Genomic DNA, 18,717 nt, shown 5'->3' on the forward strand with positions numbered 1-18,717 from the left:
TCAGCTCCCGGCGACCGGCTGTGCCACGGGCACGGCGTCCGGTGCGAACCCGGCGAGCGGGTTCTCGTCGCAGGCCCGGTCCGGCCGGCGCGGCGGCGGGGTGAGCGAGAGCATCGTCGGCTGCTTCGGCGCACGGGTGTTGCGCGGCGCGGAGCGCGAGTGGTCGACGTCGGACTTCGGGATGACCGTCCCGCCGTCGCGCGCGGCCAGCATCGCCTCGCCGTAGCCCTGCACGCACTCCGGGTCCGGGCCGTCGAGCGGCAGGCCGGTGAAGAACTTCGCGGCCATGCACCCGCCCTGGCAGGTGTCGTAGTGCGGGCACGACGCGCACGCCCCGCCGGTCTGCGGCTGGCGCAGCTCGGTGAACAGCTCGGAGTGCTCCCACACCTCCTTGAAGCCGCCCTCGTCGCGGACGTTGCCGGCCAGGAAGTTCTCGTGGATGGCGAACGGGCAGGCGTAGACGTCGCCCACCGGGTCGATCAGGCAGACCACGCGGCCCGCGCCGCACAGGTTCAGCCCGGGCAGGGCCTCGCCGTAGGCGGACAGGTGGAAGAACGAGTCACCGGTCAGGACCTGGTCGCCGTGCGCGACCAGCCAGTCGTAGAGCTGCTTCTGCTGGGCCTGGGTCGGGTGCAGCTCGTCCCAGACGTCGGCACCGCGGCCGGACGGGCGCAGCCGGGTGATGCGCAGCTGGGCGCCGTACTTGTCGGCGATGGCCTTGAACTCGTCGAGCTGGTCGACGTTCTCCCGGGTCATCACGACCGAGATCTTGGGGTGCTTGAACCCGGCCTCGGCGAGGTTCTCCAGCGCGGTGATCGCGGTGTCGAACGAGCCCGGGCCACGGACGTAGTCGTTGACCTCGGCCGTCGCGCCGTCCATCGAGATCTGGATGTCGACGTAGTCGGTCGCGGCGAGCTGCGCGGCCCGCTGCTTGTCGAGCTTGACGCCGTTGGTGGAGAACTTGACGCCGACGTCGTGGGCGATGGCGTAGTCCAGCAGCTCCCAGAAGTCCGGGCGCACGGTCGGCTCGCCACCACCGATGTTGATGTAGAAGACCTGCATGCGCTGCAGCTCGTCGATGACGGCCTTGGCCTCGGCGGTGCTCAGCTCGCGCGGGTCACGCCGCCCGGAGCTGGACAGGCAGTGCACGCACGCGAGGTTGCACGCGTAGGTGAGCTCCCAGGTCAGGCAGATGGGCGAGTTCAGGCCGTACTGGAAGTGGTCGACCAGCTTCACGGGCACCTCACTGTGGTGGTCGGCGGGGCGGGCGGGACTAACGGGCGACGATCGTGCGGGACTTCAGCAGTCCGGCGAGAGCACGCAGGTAGGCGTCGTGCTGGGGCTCCTCGACGCCGGCGGCACGGACCGCCGAGTGGGCGTCCGGCTGGTTCTCCAGGTCGCGCACGACCGAGACCAGCTGGGGCGTCTTGAGGAAGGAGAGCTTGCGGGTCACGAAGTCGTACACCAGGGCGCCGAAGGGCTCCGGACGCAGCGAGACGCTCTCGCTGAGCCGGTACGGCGCCGCGGGGTCGAAGGCCCCCGCGGCGCCGTCCGGAACCGTGGTGTCGAGGGGCTTAGTAGACACCGCACATGCCGTCGATGGAGACCTCCTCGACGAGGGTCTCCTCGGTCAGGGCGTCCTCGTTCTGGTGCTCGCTCATGCGCAACCTCCGCTGGATCCGACTCTCGGCGAGAGAGGTGGTGAACCGCCCCGCCGGCCGGCGGTGGCAGCGGATCGGACGCTATTGGCACCCGGTGCCGGAAATCAATACTCGACGTCCACGCCCGTCCGATCGGACGGGCGTGCAGGCTGTCTCCCATGACGGTCGGGACGGTCCTGCTGCACCTGTGCACCCCTGGTGAGTGGCGGAGGTGGCTCGGCACCGGAGCCGTGGCACCCCCCTCCCTCGACGAGGTCGGGTTCGTGCACCTGTCGACGCCCGACCAGGTGGCCCTGCCTGCGCAACGCCTGTTCGCGGGCCGGACCGACCTGGTCCTGCTCGTCCTCGACCCGGCCCGGATCGACGTCGCCGGGGTCGACGTCCGGTGGGAGCCGGGGGTGCCGACCGACCCGGCGTCGATGCGGTTCCCGCACGCCTACGGGGCGGTGCCGGCGTCGGCGGTGCTGATGGCGCTGCCCTACCGCCCCGGCCCGGACGGCTTCGCCGCACCGGAGGTCCCCGAGCCCGGCGCGGCGGCACGAGCGATGGGGTTCGAGCCGTCGATGCTGCGGCGCGGCGCGACCGCCGAGGAGCCGGTGACCGGCGGCGTCGCCGTCCGGACCGACGCCTGGCCGGTGTCGCGGATGCACAACCAGCTGCTGCTCGGCCGACCGGACCGCACCGACCCGGCCACCGTGCTCGCCGAGGCCGACCGGGCGCTCACCGCGCACGGCCTGCACCCGGGGGCGCTGCTGTGGGGCCCGGGCGCGGACGAGCTCGCCGACGGCCTCCGCGCCGCCGGGTGGTCGGTCTCGGCGAACGAGGCCATGACCGCCCCCACCGCGACCGGCGCGGCCACGGGTGCCGGCGCGTCGACGGTCACCGAGCTGGACCACGACGAGCTCCGCGGGTTCCGGCGCGCCTCCTGGGCCCGGGACCTCCCCGGCGCCGGACCCGGCGACCTCGACCAGCTGGTCGACCGCGACACCGGCGACGACCGGGTGCTGGCCCTGCACCGCCTCGCCGTCGTCGCCGACGACCGGGTGGTGGCGGCCGCGACGCTGCGCCGCGACGGGGCCACGGCCTGGCTCGACGCCCTGGAGACCGACCCGGCCCACCGCGGCCGCGGGCACGGCCGGGCACTGCTGGCCCGCTCCCGCGAGCTCGCCGCCGAGCACGGCTGCGACCTGCTCGCGCTGGGCGCGGACGCCGCCGACTGGCCGCGGGACTGGTACCGGCGCAGCGGGTTCACCCCGGTCGGCACCCACCTCGAGGCCTCCGCCCCACGCCGGTGACCCCTCCGGACGGAGGGTGGGCCTGCCCCGGCGAACGACCGGGTGGTCAGGTACCCATCTGTAGCTGTTGCCAGTAGTTCGCAACAACCAAGGTTGTGCTCGTCCGCCAGCCGACGAAGCCGTCGAGGAGAGTCATGGCCATCGAGCTCAACCAGATCTGGGACTTCCCGATCAAGGAGTTCCACCCGTTCCCGCGAGCCCTGCTGGGCGTCGGCGCCCACGACATCCTCGGCGTCGAGGCGAAGAACATGGGGATGACCCGCGCCCTGTTCGTCACCTCGGGCCTGCGCGGCTCCGGGATCGTGGAGGAGCTCAAGGGCAAGGTCGAGTACCAGGGCGTCGACGTGGTCGTCTACGACCAGGTCGAGTCCAACCCCAAGGACTACAACTGCATGGACGCCGCCGCGCTCTACACGAGCGAGCGCTGCGACGGCATCATCTCGATCGGCGGCGGCTCCTCGCACGACGCCGCCAAGGGCGCCCGCGTCGTCATCGCCCACGACGGCCGCAACATCAACGAGTTCGAGGGCTTCTCGAAGTCCACGAACATGGAGAACCCGAAGCACATCGCGGTCTCCACCACCGCAGGCACCGGGTCCGAGACCTCGTGGGCGTACGTCATCACCAACACCAGCGACATGGACAACCCGAAGAAGTGGGTCGGGTTCGACGACGCCGTGGTCGCCACCCTGGCGCTGGACGACCCGCTGCTCTACTACAGCTGCCCGCAGCACTTCACCGCCTTCTGCGGGTTCGACGTCCTCGCCCACGGGTCCGAGCCGTACGTCTCGCGGCTGGACTTCGAGCCCTCGCTGGGCAACGCGATCTACTCGATCGAGCTCGTCGGGCGCTACCTGCGCGAGGCGGTGTACGAGCCGCGCAACCTCGAGGCGCGGTCGAAGATGATGCACGCGCAGTACATCGCGGCCCAGGCGTTCAACTCCGGCGGCCTCGGCCTGGTGCACTCCGCGTCGCACGCGGTCTCGGCGTTCTTCGACACCCACCACGGCCTGAACAACGCCATCGCCCTGCCGCGCGTGTGGGAGTACAACCTGCCGTCGCGCTACGAGCGCTACGCGAAGATCGCCACCGCGCTCGGTGTGGACACCCGCAACATGACGACCGTGCAGGCCGCGGACGCCGCGGTCGAGGAGGCCATCCGGCTGTCCAAGGACGTCGGGATCCCCGACAACTTCGGCGCGCTGCGGTCCGACAGCTACGACAAGAACCGGATGAACACCGGCAAGTACTCCGGTGTCGGCGACACGATCCCCACCGACGGCGACACCGTCCACCGGATCGCGGAGCACATGATGGGCGACTACTGCACCCCGGGCAACCCCCGCGAGTGCACGGTCGAGGCGCTGGTCCCGATGGTGGACCACGCGTTCGGCAAGTCCTACTAGGACGTACCGCCCCACCCGCCGTCGCGCCCGGATCAGCCCCCGGGCGCGGCGGCGGCCGTCCGTCCGCCGCACGGCTGCGTGCGGCTCAGCAGTCGAGGAGAACGGTGTCCGACAGCACGGAGTTCGGCAAGGCACCATCCGGCGGCGCGGCGTCCGGCCCGCCGGCCTTCGAGAGCGCGGAGGCGCTCACCGAGGCGCTGTCCGATCAGGACTACGTCATCGACCCCGGGTTCGCCGTGGTGGTGCACCTCGCCACGGCACTCGAACGCCCGCTGCTGCTGGAGGGCCCCGCCGGCGTCGGCAAGACCGAGCTGGCGAAGTCCCTGGCCGCGGCGAGCGGGCGCCGGCTGATCCGGCTCCAGTGCTACGAGGGCCTCGACGACGGCCGCGCCCTCTACGAGTGGGACTACGGCAAGCAGCTGATGCACGTCCAGATGCTCCGCGACCGGATCGGGGAGCTGCTGTCGGGGACCACGACGATGGCCGAGGCCACCTCCCGGCTCCAGGAGCAGGACACCGGGCTCTACACCGAGTACTTCCTCTCCGCCCGCCCGCTGCTCGAGGCGGTCCTGTCCGACGACCCGGTGGTACTGCTCGTCGACGAGGTCGACCGCACCGAGGAGTCGATGGAGGCCCTGCTGCTCGAGGTGCTGGCCGAGCGGCAGGTCACCGTGCCCGAGATCGGCACCTTCACCGCGCGCTCCACCCCGTGGGTGGTGCTGACCTCCAACGACACCCGGGAGCTCTCCCCCGCCCTCAAGCGCCGATGCCTGCACTACCAGGTCGACTTCCCGACCCCCGAGCGCGAGACCGAGATCGTGTCCCGGCGGGCACCCGAGGTGGCCGCCGACGTCGTCGCCGACGTCGTGGAGCTGGCCCGCAGGCTGCGGGGGTTCCCGCTGCGCAAGTCCCCGTCGATCTCGGAGGTCATCGACGCCGCCCGCGCCGCGGCCGTGCTCGGGCTCGCCACGACCGGCGAGGTCGAGAAGGTGCGCTCGGCGCTGCTGTCCGCGCTGCTCAAGTACGGCTCGGACCGCGAGCTCGCCGTGCGCCGTCTCGACGAGGGCGAGCCGGAGGCCGAGGTGGACGTCGCGACCGACGAGGGCTGGGTCCGCCGGTCCTCCCGGCCCGCCGACACCACCTCCGGCGCCTTCGGGAAGGGCCGGGCGAGCTCCGGTGCGACGCGCGCCGAGGCCGACCGGGCCCGGCGGATGCGGCGATGACCGCGTCCGCGGCCGGAGACCCCGGCACGCGGCTGCTGTCGGTGCTGGCCGCCGCGTTCACCCGGGTGCTGCGGTCGCAGCGGGTAGCGGTGTCCCCCGCGGAGGCGATCGAGGTCCGCCGGGTGCTGGCGCTGCTCGGCGCGGCGGACACCGGGCGGCTGCGCGCAGGGCTGCGCGCCGTGACGGTGAAGTACGCCCACGAGCGGCCCGGGTTCGAGCGTGCCTTCGACGCGTTCTTCGGCCTCGTCGCCGCGGCCGGTCCCGGCGCGGCCGGCGGCTCGGGGCCCGCCCTGCGCGAGCCCGGCGGCGACGGCCTGCCCGGGGACCTGGACCTCACCGAGGACGACGACCCGCTGGGCCGCTACGCCGGCTACGACCCCAGCGCCGCCGAGGTGGGCGACCTGCTCGACGCGCCGGAGCAGGAGAAGGGGTTCAACCCCCACCGCGACGACGACGACGCCTCGCTGGGCGGCTCGGACAAGGACCTGTCGGTCTCCTCCGGCGAGGACCGGGGCCGGCGCGGCACGACCTACACCGTCGACCTCGAACGCGCCGGGGCCGCGGTCGGCCGCGAGCTCACCTCGGGGGCCGCCACGCAGGCGTCGGGCGAGATCGCCTTCGACGACCCGGAGGCGATCCTGGCCTGGCTCGCGGAGTACGACCCGCACGCGGTCTACGCCGACGGTCCCGACGGCGAGGACCTCTCGCAGATCCAGCTCGACCGGCTGGTCGACGCGATCACCGACTTCGTCGCCCAGCTGGCCGAGCGGGTCGCGACCACCGGGGCCGAGCGCCCGGGGACCGGGGCCGGCGGGAACACGCTGGACTCCGCGGACATGGCGCGGGCCTGCCACGAGCTGCTGCACCGGATGCGCGGCGCGCCGCGCCGGGTGCCCCGCGAGCACGCGCACGGTCCGCTCGACGTGCGGCACACGGTCCGGCGCAGCATGCGCAGCGACGGCGTCCCGTTCCACCTGCACCACCGCGCGAAGGTCCCCGACCGGGTGCGGCTGCTGGTCGTCGCGGACGTGTCGCTGTCGGTGCGGTCGATCACCGCGTTCGTGCTCCGGCTCGCCCGCACCCTGCACCGGCAGGCGTTCCGCTGCCGGGTGCTCGCCTACGTCGACACCCCGGTCGAGGTCACCGACCTGCTGATGGCCGCGCACGACGACCACGCACTGGCCGCCGTGCTCGCGGCGCCCGGCATCGACCTGGACGCCACCAGCGACTACGGGCGGGTGCTCCGGACCCTGAACGAGGACTTCGCCGACGCCGTCGACTCCCGGACCGCCGTCCTGTTCGTCGGGGACGGCCGGTCCAACGGCCTTCCGCCCGGGACCGACGAGCTGCGCCGCCTCGCCCGCCGCGCGTACCGGGTCGGGTGGATCACCCCGGAGCAGCGCCGCTACTGGGACCAGGCGTCCTGCGCCATGGGCGAGTACGAGGAGGTCCTCGACCACGTGCTGGTCGCCCGCGACGCCGACGAGCTGCTCGCCGGAGCGGGCGAGCTGGGGCACGCCCTGTCCTGAGCGGTGCTCAGCCCTCGCGCAGCGACCGGCGCGGGATGTCCGGGGCGGCCGCGCCCGCGGCGTCGCGGGGCATCCGCCGTGCGAACGTGACGACGGCGTCGGTCAGCGCGTCGAGCCGGTCGCGGACGCCGTCGTCGACGAGCGCGCCGCCGTCGAAGTGGGTGTTGTTCGCGTACACCGCGCCGGGGACCGCCCAGGCCCGGAAGAACCCGACGAGCGGCTTGAGCTCGTGCTCGACCGCGAGGAAGTGGTGGTCGGTGCCCCCGGTCGCCACGAGCCCGACGGGCTTGCCCGCCAGTGCGTCGTTGGGGAGCACGTCGAACAGGTTCTTCAGCCGGCCGGTGTAGCTGCCGCGGTACATCGGGGTGCCGACGACGAGCGCGTCCGCCGCGACGACCCGGTCGATCACCGCGCGGGTGTCGCCGGTGTAGTCGGCGGGGTCGCGGCCGTCGGAGAAGACGACGTCGTGGTCGCGCAGGGCGAGCAGCTCAGCCGACACATCGTCGTGCGCGGCCGCCCTGGCCACCGCCCGTTCCAGCAGCAGCGCGGTCTTCGACGGGTCGGACGGGCTGCCGGAGATCGCGAGGAGGTCCATCCCGGCGACTCTAACCGTCACCCGACCCGGCACCCTGGTGTCGTGCAGCTGAGCCGTCGTTCGTTCCTGCGGGCCGCCGGTGCGTCCGCGGCGCTCGCGGGGATCCCGGCTCTCGCGGCGTGCGGCGCGCCGGCCGACGCGGCGTCGCCGCGGCTGGTCACCTCGTTCGCCGGGACCGGCCCGCTCGGGGCACCCGACCCGCACCGGGTGTGGCGGCCGGTGGACCGGGCGCGGGCCGCCGCCGTCGCCGACACGCTGCTGGTGTGGGACCAGGACATGACCCCGCGTCCGCACCTGGCGGCCTCCGCGGCACCCGACCGGACGGGGACGCGCTGGCGGATCCGGCTGCGCGACGCCGTCGCCCACGACGGGCGGCCGCTGGCCCCGGCCGACGTGCTCGCGTCGCTGCGCCGGGTGCTCGACCCCGCGACCGGGGCGACGGCCGCGCCGCTGCTCGCGCACCTGGACCTGACCGCCAGCCGCGCGGTGTCGGCGACCGAGGTGGAGCTCGTGCTGGGCCGGCCCGACTTCCTGTTCGCCCTGGCCCTGGCCGCGCCGGGGACCGGCATCGTGCGCGGCGGGCGGGGGGACGTGCCCGTCGGGACCGGCGCGTTCCGCTTCCTGCCCGGCTCGCCGGACGCCCTCTACCGGCACGACGGCCACTGGGCGGGCCGCCCGCCCGCGCCCGCGGTGGAGTTCCTGGTCGACGACGACGAGGAGAACCGCTACCAGTCCCTGGTGGACGGCTACGTGCACTGGGCACACGACCTGTTCCCGCACAGCGCACGACGCCTGCTCGGGCGGACCGGGACGACCGTGCTGTCCGCACCGGGCTCGGTGACCCGCTTCCTCGACACCGGGCCCGGTCCGCTCGCCGACCCGCGGCTGCGCGAGGCGGTGCGGCTCGGGATCGACCGGGTGGAGCTGGTGCGCCAGATCCTGCTGGACCTCGCGCAACCCGGCGACGACCTGTTCGGGGCCGGGCTGGCCCACCACCCGGACGGGCTCGCGCCGGTGGTGCGCGACGTCGCGCGGGCCCGGGAGCTGGTCGTCGCGGCGGGGGCGGACGGGGCGCGGGTGCCGCTGTTCTTCGACCCGTTCGACCCGATGTCGCGGCCGACCGCCGACCTCGTCGTGGAGCAGCTGGCGGCGGTCGGGCTGCGGTGCGAGCTGCGTGAGCCGGAGCCGCCGGACGTCGAGCCGACCCCGGGCATCCGGTTCCGCCGTGCCGCGGCGCAGCCGATCCCGCTCTACCTGCAGGCCGTGGCCGCGGCACCCCGGGTGCCGGGGGACGACACCGCGGGCGACACCGGCGACGACACCGCGACCGACGGCGCGGCCGGTCCCGGGACCGGCGGGGCCACCGGGAGCGGGGACGCCGCGGGGGGCCGCCCCGACGTGCGGGCGCTGCTCGCCGTCGCCGCCCGGGTCCCGGACGAGGCCCGCCGTTCCGACGCCCTGCGCCGCGCCCAGCTCCTGCTGCGCACCGACGCCACCGCCTGGTCGGTCGGGGACGAGCACGTCGGCGTCACCGCGGACCTGTCCGGCGTCGGACCGGCCCGCCCGGACACCGGTACCTGGGCCCGGTTCCACCGCGCCCGCCTCGGCTGACCGCGCTGCATCCGATCGGCAGGTGCGCATCAGTGGCACTTGTGTCCGCAGGGACGTATGTGATCCCGTTCAGGTGATCAACCGACGGGGGGGACGTCGTGCTGCGCTCCTTCGGCGAGCTGACCGCGCCGAGCCGGATGCTCGTGGTGAACCAGTTCGGCATCAACCTGGGCTTCTACCTCGTGCTGCCGTTCCTGGCCACCCACATGGGGAGCCTGGGCTACGCGGCGGCGACGATCGGACTCGTCCTCGCCCTGCGCAACCTGTCGCAGCAGGGGATGTTCCTGGTCGGCGGCTCGGCGGCGGACCGGATCGGCTGCCGTCCGGTGATCATCGTCGGGTGCGCGCTGCGGATCGTGGCGTTCGGGCTGTTCGTCGTCGCCGACTCCCTGCCCGGCCTGATCGCCGCCGCGGTGCTGACCGGGCTGGCCGGGGCGCTGTTCAACCCCGCGGTGCGCGCCTACCTGATGGCCGAGGCCGGCGATCGCCGCGCCGAGGTCTTCTCCGTGTTCAACGTGTTCGGCCATGCGGGGGCCCTGCTCGGGCCGCTGCTCGGCGCCGCGCTGCTCGCGGTGGACTTCCGCCTCGTCGCAGCCGTGGCGTGCGCCGTGTTCACGGTCCTGACCGTCGCGCAGCTGTTCGTCCTGCCCGCCCGTCCGGCGCCGCCGCAGGACCGTGGGCTGCTCGGCAGCTGGGGCGAGGTCGTCGGCAACGGCCGGTTCCTGCTGTTCGCGCTCGGCGGGGCCGGCTACTTCGCCCTGTTCAACCAGCTGTACCTGGTGCTGCCGGTCGAGGCGCAGCGCGTGTCCGGCGTCGCCGGTGCGGTCAGCGCGGTGTTCGTCGTGTCGACCCTCGTCGGCATCCTCGGCCAGGTCCGCATCACCGCGTGGTGCCGCGCCCGCTGGACCGACGGGCGCACGATGTCCGCCGGGCTCGTGCTGATGGGCGCCGGGTTCGTCCCGCTGGGTGTCGCGGCGCCGTTCGTGCCGACCGCGCCCGCCGGGGAGTGGACCGCGGCCGGGCTGCTCGCGGTCACGCCGGTCCTCGCGGGCACGGTCGTGTTCACCGTCGGCATGGCGATGACCAACCCGTTCTCGCTCGCGCTGCTGCCCCGGGTCGGCAGCGAGCAGCTCGCCGGCACCTACTACGGCTGGTACTACCTCGTCTCCGCCGCCGTCGTGGCGGTGAGCAACACCGCCGTCGGGAACCTGCTCGACCGCCATCCCGACGGCGCCGGCCGCTGGATCCCGTTCGCCGTCCTGCTCGCGATCGGGCTCGTCGGCGCCGCCGTCATCGCCTGGATGCAGCGCACCGGCAGGCTCGAACCGCGCGCCGTCACGACCAGCACCGCCACCACCGCCTGAGGAGCACCCGTGGAGCTGACCCGACGCACCTTCCTGGGCGCCGCCGCCGCGCTCGCCGCGGTCCCCGCCCTCGCCGCCTGCGGCGGCGGCACCGGCGGGGGTTCGGAACGGCTGCGCGCCGCGTTCCCCGGCGGCGGCTCCCGCGAGTCGCTCGATCCGCACGTGGTCCCGCAGTTCGTCGACCAGGTGCGGGCCAAGGCCACCTTCGACACGCTCACCGGGTGGTCGCAGGACATGACCGCCGAGCCGCGGCTGGCCGAGTCCGTCGAGCCGGACGCCACCGGCACCCGCTGGCGGATCCGGCTGCGCGACACCCGCTGGCACGACGGCCGCCCGCTGACCGCCGACGACGTCCTGTTCACCTTCCGGCGCATCGCCGACCCCGCGACGACCGCCTCGGCCGCGTCGCTGTTCGCCCGCGTCGACCTCGCCGCGAGCCGGGCCGCCGGGCCGCGCGAGGTCGAGGTCGTGCTGACCGCGCCGGACTTCACCTTCCCCCTGTGGCTGGGCGCGCCCGGCAGCGAGATCGTCGCGGCGGGCACCACCGGGTTCGCCACACCGGTCGGGACCGGGCCGTTCCGGTTCGTGTCCTTCACCCCCGGCGGCCCCACCGTCTACACCCGCAACGACGCCTACTGGGACGGCGCCCCGCCCGCCCCGGGGCTGGAGCTCACCCCCATCGACGAGGAGCAGGCCCGTCTCGGGGCGCTGCTGTCCGGCCAGGTCGCCTACGCCCACGACCTGCGTCCGGCGAGTGCCCGCCAGGTGGAGGCCCAGGGCGGGCGGGCCACCCTGCTCACCGCACCGCAGTCGACCACCCAGTTCCTCAACCTGCGTGTCGACCGGCCACCGTTCGCCGACCCACGGGTGCGGGAGGCCGTGCGGCTCGGCATCGACCGCGAGGCGCTGGTCCGGGTGGTCCTGCTCGACACCGGGCAGGTCGGCGCCGACCTGTTCGGCGGGCCGGACCTGGAGTACTACCCGGCCGGTGCGACGGCGGCCCCGCGCGACGTCGGGCGCGCCCGGGCACTGCTGCGCGAGGCCGGGGCCGAGGGGCTGGCGTTCGAGCTGCAGACCTCGGGCAGCGACCCGAACTTCCAGCCCGCGGCCACACTCGTCGCCGAGCAGCTGCGCGAGATCGGCCTGGCCCCGACCCCGCGGGTGCTCGACGCCCCGACCTACTTCACCACCGTCCGCACCTCCGGGGTCGCGTCGTTCACCCGCACCGGGGCGCTGCCGATCCCCGACTTCATCGGGCGTCGCCGGCTGTCGTCCGCCGACAACTCGAACTACACCGGCTACCGGAGCGCCGAGGTCGACCGGCTCTACGCCCAGGCCGTCGCGAACCCCGACGAGAGCGCCCGCGGGGCGGACCTCACCCGGATCCAGACCCTGCTGCGCGACGAGTCGGGGGCACTGGTGTGGGCGCTGTCGGACTGGAACGTCGGTGTCGCCGCGGGGGTCACCGGGATCGAGGCCGCCAAGCCCAACAGCCACCTGTGGGGCCGCTTCGACAAGGCCGCCGCCGGATGAGCACCGGCGCGGCCCCGCCCGTCGTCGACGCCCGGGGCGGACGTTCCACCGCCGGACGGGTGGCGGTCGCGGCCGCCCAGCTGCTCGCCGCCGTCGTGGCGATCTTCGCGCTGACGACGCTGCTGCCCGGCGACGCGGCCGAGGTCGTCCTGGGGCCCGACGCGACCGACGAGCAGGTGGAACGGCTGCGCACCGAGCTGGGTACCGGCCTCCCGGCCGCGGAGCGGCTCGGCGACTGGCTCGGCGGGCTCGTCACGGGCGACCTGAGGACCTCGCTGGTGACCGGGCGGCCCGTCGTCGACGAGGTGGCGGACCGGCTCGGCAGCACCGTGCTGCTCGCCGCGCTGGGGCTCGCCGTCATGGTCCCGCTGGGGGTCGCCGTCGGCACCGCGGCGGGACGCAGGCCGGGCAGCGTCGTGGACCGGGTCTCCACGGCGACGGTGTCGGCGCTGCAGGCCGCCCCGCAGTTCGCGACCGGGCTGCTGCTGGTCGGGCTCTTCTCGCTGCAGCTCGGCTGGCTCCCCGCGACCGCGGGCGGCGGGTCCCTGCTCGGCCCGGCGGTGCTGGTGCTGCCGGTCGTCGTGCTGGTCGCGGCGCAGCTGGGGTGGCTGTCACGCCAGATCCGCCAGGGCGTGCTGCAGACCGATCGGGCACCGCACGTCACCCACCTGCGCCGGCTCGGCCTGCCCGAGCGCGACGTGCTGCTGCGCCACGTGCTCCCCGGCGGGCTCGCGCCGTCGGTGCAGCAGCTCGCCCGGATCGTCGAGGGCACGCTCGGCGGGGTCGTCGTCGTCGAGGCGCTGTTCGCGTTGCCCGGGGTGGGGGCCGGGGTGGTCGACGCGGTGCAGAACCGCGACATCCCGCTGATCCAGGGCTACGCGCTGCTCGCCGCCCTCGTCACCATCACCGTCAACCTGGTGGCCGACGCGGCGACCGCACGGCTGAGCCCGGTACGGGAGGACGAGCCGTGAGCCGGGTGCCGGTGACGACCGCGGTCGCCGCGCTGCTCGCCGGGGTGCCGCTGCTGTGCGCCGTCGCCGGGCCCGTCCTCGCGCCGCTGCTCCCGGTCCCGGGCGGGTCCGGCGCGCTGCTCCCGCCCGGGCCGGGGCACCCGCTGGGCACCGACGCACTGGGCCGCGACGTGCTGACGCTCGCGCTCACCGGTGGCACCACCGTCGTCACGCTCGTCGTCGGCACGCTGGTGCTGGCCTACGCGGCCGGGGTCCCGCTGGGGCTGGTGCTCGCCGCGTCCGGGCGCCGGTGGGCGGTGCTGCTCACCCAGCGGACGCTGGACGTCCTGCTGGTCCTGCCGTCGTTGCTGGTGCTGCTGGTGCTCGCCGGCACCGGACGGCGCGGTGTCGGCTGGCTGCTGGTCGCCACCGCGCTGCTGCAGCTGCCCGCGGTCGTCCGGGTGGTCCGGGGGGCCGCCGGGGCCCCCGCGCGGCGGGTGGCGCTGGAGACGATGACGCAGAACGGCGAGCGGTGGTGGCGGATCCACCTCGCCGAGACCGGGCGGTTCGTCGCCGGGCCGGTGCTCGTCGACGCCGGGACGCGCGGCGTGCTCGTGCTGACCGTGCTGACCAGCGCGAGCTTCCTCGGGGTCGGGCTGCCACCGGACACCGTCGACTGGGCGGTGGTGATCGAGCAGAACGCGGCGTCGCTGTTCCTCGCCCCGTATGCGCTGCTGGTGCCGGCGGGTCTGCTCGTGGCGCTCGCCGCGGGGACGAACGTGCTGGTGGACCGGCTCGCGGACCGCACGGGGGCGGTCGTGTGAGCGCGCTGTCGGTCCGCGGGCTGACCGCACGCACCGTCGACGGGACGGTGCTCCTCGACGGCGTCGACCTCGACCTCGCGCCGGGTGCGGTGCTCGCCGTCGTCGGGCCGTCCGGGGCGGGGAAGTCGACGCTCGGGCTGGCGGTACTCGGCGAGGCCGCCACCGGGGTGGCGCTCGACGGGTCGGTACGGATCGGGCCCGCCGAGCTGCTCGGCGTCGCCCCGCGGGAGCTGCGGACGCGCCGCGCCGGGCGGGTCGGGCACCTCCCGCAGCACCCGGGCCAGGTCCTGGACCCGGTGCGTCGGGTCGGGCCGGTCCTCGACGAGCTCGCCGCGACCGTGCACGGTCGCGGTCGACGGCACCGGACCGCCCGGGCCCGGGCGGTCACCGAGGCCTGCGAGCGGGCCGGCCTCGGAGCCGAGCCGCACCTGCTCCGCCGCCACCCGCACCGGCTCTCCGGCGGGCAGCAGCAGCGGGTCGCGCTGGCCCAGACGCTGGTGACCGGGCCGGCCGTCGTCGTCCTCGACGAGCCGACCACCGGACTGGACCCGGTCACCACCGACGCGGTGCTCGACCGGCTCGCCGTGCTGGCCGCCGGCTCCACGGCGCTCGTGCTGCTCACCCACGACCTCGACGCCGTCCGCAGGCTCGCCGCCGCCGTCCCGGTGACGCTGCTGGAGCTCGCCGCGGGCCGGGTCGTGCGCACCGGCCCGGCCGCCGCGCTGCTCGGTGCACCCGCCCCGACCGCGACCCCGCCACCACCGGCGGCGGTCGGGGCGATGCTCGAGGTGACGGGCCTGGGGGTCCGGGCCGCGGGCGGGGCGCAGCTGCTGTCCGGGGTGGACCTCGCCGTCGGGCGGGGCGGGTTCGTCGCGCTGACCGGGCCCTCGGGGGCGGGCAAGACGACGCTCGGCCGGGCCCTGGCCGGGCTGACCCCCTGCTCGGGGACCGTCCGCGTCGGCGGCCGGGACCCCGCGGGCGACCGGCGCGCCGTGCAGTACGTCCACCAGGACTGCCGGTCCGCGTTCCTCGACCACCGCCCGGTCCTCGACCAGGTCGCCCGGCCGGCCGTGCTGCTGCGCGGGCGGTCCGTGGCCGACGCCCGCGCCGCCGCCGTCGCGCTGCTGGAGCGGCTCGGGGTCCCCGCCGCGACGGCCGCGCGCCGCCCGGGCGGGCTGTCCGGCGGTCAGCTCCAGCGCGCCTCGGTGGCGAGGGCCCTGCTCGCCGGGCCCGCGGTACTGGTGGCCGACGAGGCCACCTCGGCGCTGGACGGCGGGCACCGCGCGCTGCTGCTGGCCGAGCTGCGGCGCGTCTGCCGCGAGGACGGCACCGCGGTGCTGCTGATCAGCCACGACCCGGTCGCCGTCGCGTCGGCGGACCGGGTCGTGACCCTCGTCGACGGCCGGGTGGCCGCGGCACCGCAGCCGGTCCCGGCCGGCTGAGCCGGAGCGCTCAGGCGCCCGCGTGCTCGCGCAGCAGCTGCGCGGTCTCCCGGGTGACCTCGGCGTGCAGCCGGCAGTGCTCGTGGTGGTCGGCGTGCGCGCCGCAGGCGGCCGAGCTGGCCTCGCAGGCGAGCGCGGCGGCCGACGCGGCGGCCTCGCCGACCGCCTTGTCCCCGGTCCGGCGGCCGAGCACGCTCGCGGCCGCGGTACAGAGGTCGGCGGCGTCGAGGGCGAGGAGCACCTCGGTCTCCATGCCGCCGGAGGCGACCATGGCCGAGGCGCAGGCGGTGCTCGCACGGGCGGCGTCGTGCAGCTTCTCGACGACGGTGGCCGGGGTGCCGACGCCGGCGGCCTCGAGGACGTGGTGGCTCATGGGGATCTCCTGGTGTCCGGGTGTGGGACCGGAGGGTTCCCGCATGGCGGTAGCCGCACTCACCTGATTGTCATCCTTGACGTCTGAACAATCCGTCATATGTCGCGTAGGGTCGGATCATGTCTTCGCTGTCCGCCGTCACCGTCTGCCGGGGATGCTGCTGCGGCTCCGGTCGCAAGTACCCGGGCCTGGACCGGCCCCACCACGACGGGCTGCTCGACCGGCTCACCCGGGGCATCGAGGGCCACGCGCGGCTGCGGACCAGCGAGTGCCTCGGCCCGTGCGCCGACTCCGACGTCGTCGTGGTCGGACCCACCCCGGTCGCGCGACGGGCCGGTGCGCGGCCCGTGTGGCTGCGTGCGGTCCTGGACGCTGCGACGACCGACGCCGTCGCCGACTGGGTCCGCGCGGGCGGACCGGGTACGGCGCCCCGCCCGGCCGTCCTCGACGGGCACGTGTTCACCCCCGGCCTGCGCGCCTCGGACACCGGGCGGGCCGCCGGATGACCCCGCCCGAGCTGTCCCGGCGCCGGGTGCTGACCGGCGCGCTCGGCGTCGCCGCGCTCGCCCTCACCGGCTGCTCCGGCGGCGGGACGGGCGAGGAGCGGCTGCGGGTCGCCTTCGCGACCGGCGGCTCGCGCGAGTCGCTGGACCCGCACGTCCTGCCGCTCTACGTCGACCAGGCCCGGGCCAAGGCGTGCTTCGACACCCTCACCGGGTGGTCGCAGGACATGACCCCCGAGCCGCGGCTGGCCGAGTCCTGGGAGAGCGACGCGACCGGGCGGCGGTGGCGGATCCGGCTGCGCGCGGCCCGCTTCCACGACGGCTCCCCGCTCACCGCCGACGACGTGCTCGCCACCCTGGCCCGCATCACCGACCCGGCGACCACCGCGATCGCCGCGACCCTGTTCCGCGACCTCGACGCGGCCGCCTCGCGGGCGGTGTCGCCGACCGAGGTCGAGCTGGTACTGACCCGGCCGAACACGCTGTTCCCGCTGGCCTGGGGCGCGCCCGGCACCGAGATCGTCAAGGCCGGGACGACGTCGTTCGACCGTCCGAACGGGACCGGGCCGTTCCGGCTCGCGTCGTTCACCCCGGGCGGGTCCACCGTCTACACCGCGTCGGAGGACCACTGGGACGGCGCGCCCGGCGTACGTGAGCTGGAGTTCCTTCCCGTCGACGACGAGGCCGCCCGGATCGGCGCCCTGCTGTCCGGCCAGGTGCACTACGCCCACGACCTCACCCCACCGGCGCCGCCCGGCTGGGGGGCGAGCAGCGCGCCTCGGCGCTGTCCGCGCCGGCCTCGGCGAGCCAGTTCCTGGTGATGCGGGTGGACCGGGCACCGTTCTCCGACCCGCGGTTGCGCGAGGCGGTGCGGCTGGGCATCGACCGCGAGGAGCTCGTGCGGGTCGTGCTGCTCGGGCGCGGCCGGGTCGGCGACGACATGTTCGGCCAGGGACTGCGCTACCACCCGGCGGGGGTGGGCCCGGTGGCGCGGGACGTCGCGCGGGCCCGCGCGCTCGTCACCGAGGCCGGGGCACAGGGGGCGGCGATCGAGCTGCAGACCAGCGGCGCCGACCCGACCTTCGACGCCGCCACCGCACTCGTCGCGCGCCAGCTCGGCGAGGTCGGGCTGCGGGTCACGGCACGGCCGCTGCCGTCGTCGGGCTACTTCCGGGCCATCCGGCAGCAGGGCGTGTTCTCCCAGAACAGCACCGGCTCGCTGCCGATCCCGGACTACATCGGACGCCGGATGCTGACCAGCACCCCGACCTACGACTTCACCGGCTACCGCAGCCCGGAGATCGACCGCCTCTACTACGCCGCCGTCGCCACCACCGACGACGCCGCGCGCACCGACGCGTTCGCCCGGATCCTCGGTCTGCTGCGCGCCGAGTCGGGCGCCCTGGTGTGGGGTGTGCGGGACTGGAACGTCGGCGTGGCGGCCGGGCTCACCGGGCTGGAGGCGGCCCGGCCGAACACGTTCGCCTGGGCGAACTTCGCGCGCGCCCGGCTCGGGTGATCAGCGGATCGCGACCAGGGTCCGCCGGTCGAAGGTCTGGGTGAGCGTCCCGACCTCGGCGAACCCGGCGCCGGACAGCGCCTGCTCCCAGGCCGGTAGCGACGACCCGCCGGTGGCCCGGTCGGCGAAGCGGCGCTCCCGCTCGGCGAACCCGTCGGCCAGGGCGGGCTCGTCGGCGAGCGCGTCCCACCAGGTCCGGAAGTCCTCGCCGGTCGCCAGTCCCCGGTCGGTGCGCTCGACCCGCAGGGTCCGGGTCAGCTCGGCCAGGCGCGGCCGGGCGGGGTCGGCGAGCAGGGTGTCGACGTTCACGAACACCCCGCCGGGGCGCAGCACGGACGCGAGGCGCTGCGCGAGCCCGGGCAGCGCGTGCTCGGGCAGCCAGTGCAGGGCGGTGGCCGAGACGGCCGCGTCGAACGGCCCGCCGCCGACGGCGTCGGTCCACCCGGGACGCGAGAGGTCGGCGTCGACCCAGTGGACGCGCTCGCCGGTGGTCCGCCGGGCCAGCTCCAGCATGACCGGGTCGACGTCGACGCCGACCACCTCGGCCCCGGTCCAGCGCGCCGCCGCGCGGGCCGCGAACGACCCGGGCCCACAGGCGAGGTCGAGCAGCCGGGCGGGGGTGCCGGCGAGCCGGTCGACGACGTCGAGCGCCAGCGCGAACAGTTCCTCCCGGTCGGGGATGTAGCGCTCCTGCTGGGCGTCCCACCGGCGCAGCCAGTGCTCGGCGTCGAGGTCCGTTCCGGTGGTCATCGCACTCTCCTGCACAACGGTGGCAACAGTGCGCCCGACGGTATCCGCGCGGACCCGTCGCACGGAAGGGACCGCCGGGCCCGTGACCGGCGACGTTCACCGTGCGTGACTCGATGGTCGTCGAAACCGGAACCGATAG

General features: G+C 75.3%; 17 protein-coding genes and 1 pseudogene. 12 read left to right on the top strand and 6 right to left on the bottom strand.

The window, feature by feature from the left end; genetic code table 11:
• Genes mftC through mftA form a run of 3 tightly spaced genes read right to left on the bottom strand, consistent with a single transcriptional unit; the run spans window position 1 to window position 1,661 of the window.
• Window positions 1-1,236, bottom strand: coding sequence for a mycofactocin radical SAM maturase (gene mftC, locus MTO91_RS24250; protein WP_100878817.1), 1,236 nt, complete (start codon window positions 1,234-1,236; stop codon window positions 1-3).
• Between the two features lie 37 nt (window positions 1,237-1,273).
• Entirely contained in the window at window positions 1,274-1,585 is a 312-nt protein-coding gene (gene mftB, locus MTO91_RS24255) for a mycofactocin biosynthesis chaperone MftB (protein ID WP_405414622.1), read from the bottom strand.
• Window positions 1,575-1,661: a mycofactocin precursor MftA gene (gene mftA, locus MTO91_RS24260; RefSeq protein WP_060710386.1), complete on the bottom strand. Its 87-nt coding sequence runs from the start codon at window positions 1,659-1,661 to the stop codon at window positions 1,575-1,577. The genes mftB and mftA overlap by 11 nt, the downstream gene beginning before the upstream one ends.
• A gap of 158 nt (window positions 1,662-1,819) precedes the next feature.
• On the opposite strand from mftA, the gene MTO91_RS24265 reads away from it, so the two are divergent.
• From MTO91_RS24265 to madC, 4 genes are all read left to right on the top strand, one after another.
• Window positions 1,820-2,956 carry a GNAT family N-acetyltransferase gene (locus MTO91_RS24265; RefSeq protein ID WP_476652894.1) on the top strand — a complete coding sequence of 379 codons (1,137 nt, stop codon included), beginning with the start codon at window positions 1,820-1,822 and terminating at the stop codon, window positions 2,954-2,956.
• 134 nt (window positions 2,957-3,090) lie between these two features.
• Window positions 3,091-4,362, top strand: a complete 1,272-nt coding sequence (gene mdo, locus MTO91_RS24270; RefSeq protein ID WP_251786785.1) for an NDMA-dependent methanol dehydrogenase — start codon at window positions 3,091-3,093, stop codon at window positions 4,360-4,362.
• A 104-nt stretch (window positions 4,363-4,466) separates the two neighbouring features.
• On the top strand, window positions 4,467-5,585 hold the full coding sequence (locus MTO91_RS24275; protein WP_476652895.1) for a MadB family AAA-type ATPase: 1,119 nt from the start codon (window positions 4,467-4,469) through the stop codon (window positions 5,583-5,585).
• Window positions 5,582-7,114, top strand: a complete 1,533-nt coding sequence (gene madC / locus MTO91_RS24280) for a MadC family VWA domain-containing protein (RefSeq protein WP_476652896.1) — start codon at window positions 5,582-5,584, stop codon at window positions 7,112-7,114. Before MTO91_RS24275 ends, madC begins: the two co-directional genes overlap by 4 nt.
• 7 nt (window positions 7,115-7,121) lie before the next feature.
• On the opposite strand, the gene MTO91_RS24285 is transcribed toward madC, so the two are convergent.
• On the bottom strand, window positions 7,122-7,709 hold the full coding sequence (locus MTO91_RS24285; RefSeq protein WP_476652897.1) for an NADPH-dependent FMN reductase: 588 nt from the start codon (window positions 7,707-7,709) through the stop codon (window positions 7,122-7,124).
• A gap of 42 nt (window positions 7,710-7,751) precedes the next feature.
• Here MTO91_RS24285 and MTO91_RS24290 point away from each other — a divergent pair, with 42 nt between their 5' ends.
• The 6 genes from MTO91_RS24290 (at window position 7,752) to MTO91_RS24315 (ending at window position 15,433) form a co-directional block, all read left to right on the top strand.
• Window positions 7,752-9,320, top strand: a complete 1,569-nt coding sequence (locus MTO91_RS24290; protein WP_476652899.1) for an ABC transporter substrate-binding protein — start codon at window positions 7,752-7,754, stop codon at window positions 9,318-9,320.
• A gap of 98 nt (window positions 9,321-9,418) precedes the next feature.
• Complete coding sequence (locus MTO91_RS24295) at window positions 9,419-10,684, top strand: MFS transporter (protein WP_251782893.1); 1,266 nt, start codon at window positions 9,419-9,421, stop codon at window positions 10,682-10,684.
• Window positions 10,685-10,693: 9 nt separating this feature from the next.
• A complete protein-coding gene (locus MTO91_RS24300) occupies window positions 10,694-12,217 on the top strand; it encodes an ABC transporter substrate-binding protein (RefSeq protein WP_476652901.1) in 1,524 nt (507 codons plus the stop codon).
• Window positions 12,214-13,188, top strand: a complete 975-nt coding sequence (locus tag MTO91_RS24305) for an ABC transporter permease (protein WP_476652902.1) — start codon at window positions 12,214-12,216, stop codon at window positions 13,186-13,188. Before MTO91_RS24300 ends, MTO91_RS24305 begins: the two co-directional genes overlap by 4 nt.
• Window positions 13,185-13,991, top strand: coding sequence for an ABC transporter permease subunit (locus MTO91_RS24310; RefSeq protein WP_251782896.1), 807 nt, complete (start codon window positions 13,185-13,187; stop codon window positions 13,989-13,991). The genes MTO91_RS24305 and MTO91_RS24310 overlap by 4 nt, the downstream gene beginning before the upstream one ends.
• Window positions 13,988-15,433 carry an ABC transporter ATP-binding protein gene (locus tag MTO91_RS24315; protein WP_476652903.1) on the top strand — a complete coding sequence of 482 codons (1,446 nt, stop codon included), beginning with the start codon at window positions 13,988-13,990 and terminating at the stop codon, window positions 15,431-15,433. Before MTO91_RS24310 ends, MTO91_RS24315 begins: the two co-directional genes overlap by 4 nt.
• Window positions 15,434-15,443: 10 nt before the next feature.
• Here MTO91_RS24315 and MTO91_RS24320 read toward each other — a convergent pair whose 3' ends face one another.
• Window positions 15,444-15,806 (bottom strand): four-helix bundle copper-binding protein, encoded by a 363-nt coding sequence (locus tag MTO91_RS24320; RefSeq protein ID WP_476652904.1) that lies wholly within the window; start codon window positions 15,804-15,806, stop codon window positions 15,444-15,446.
• Window positions 15,807-15,925: 119 nt separating this feature from the next.
• Between MTO91_RS24320 and MTO91_RS24325 the strand changes: the two genes are divergently transcribed.
• Window positions 15,926-16,312: a hypothetical protein gene (locus MTO91_RS24325; protein WP_476652906.1), complete on the top strand. Its 387-nt coding sequence runs from the start codon at window positions 15,926-15,928 to the stop codon at window positions 16,310-16,312.
• 224 nt (window positions 16,313-16,536) lie between these two features.
• Window positions 16,537-17,828: pseudogene (locus MTO91_RS24330) on the top strand (ABC transporter substrate-binding protein).
• Here MTO91_RS24330 and MTO91_RS24335 read toward each other — a convergent pair.
• Window positions 17,829-18,578: a class I SAM-dependent methyltransferase gene (locus tag MTO91_RS24335; RefSeq protein WP_476652907.1), complete on the bottom strand. Its 750-nt coding sequence runs from the start codon at window positions 18,576-18,578 to the stop codon at window positions 17,829-17,831.
• Window positions 18,579-18,717: the final 139 nt, after the last annotated feature.

The organism is Pseudonocardia sp. 2-7, assembly GCF_056341085.1.

Coding starts and splice junctions, on each gene's coding strand:
- mftA (WP_060710386.1), bottom strand. CDS start 1,661: ATGAGCGAGCACCAGAACGAGGACGCCCTGACCGAGGAGACCCTCGTC.
- MTO91_RS24265 (WP_476652894.1), top strand. CDS start 1,820: ATGACGGTCGGGACGGTCCTGCTGCACCTGTGCACCCCTGGTGAGTGG.
- mdo (WP_251786785.1), top strand. CDS start 3,091: ATGGCCATCGAGCTCAACCAGATCTGGGACTTCCCGATCAAGGAGTTC.
- madC (WP_476652896.1), top strand. CDS start 5,582: ATGACCGCGTCCGCGGCCGGAGACCCCGGCACGCGGCTGCTGTCGGTG.
- MTO91_RS24285 (WP_476652897.1), bottom strand. CDS start 7,709: ATGGACCTCCTCGCGATCTCCGGCAGCCCGTCCGACCCGTCGAAGACC.
- MTO91_RS24305 (WP_476652902.1), top strand. CDS start 12,214: ATGAGCACCGGCGCGGCCCCGCCCGTCGTCGACGCCCGGGGCGGACGT.
- MTO91_RS24320 (WP_476652904.1), bottom strand. CDS start 15,806: ATGAGCCACCACGTCCTCGAGGCCGCCGGCGTCGGCACCCCGGCCACC.
- MTO91_RS24325 (WP_476652906.1), top strand. CDS start 15,926: ATGTCTTCGCTGTCCGCCGTCACCGTCTGCCGGGGATGCTGCTGCGGC.
- MTO91_RS24335 (WP_476652907.1), bottom strand. CDS start 18,578: ATGACCACCGGAACGGACCTCGACGCCGAGCACTGGCTGCGCCGGTGG.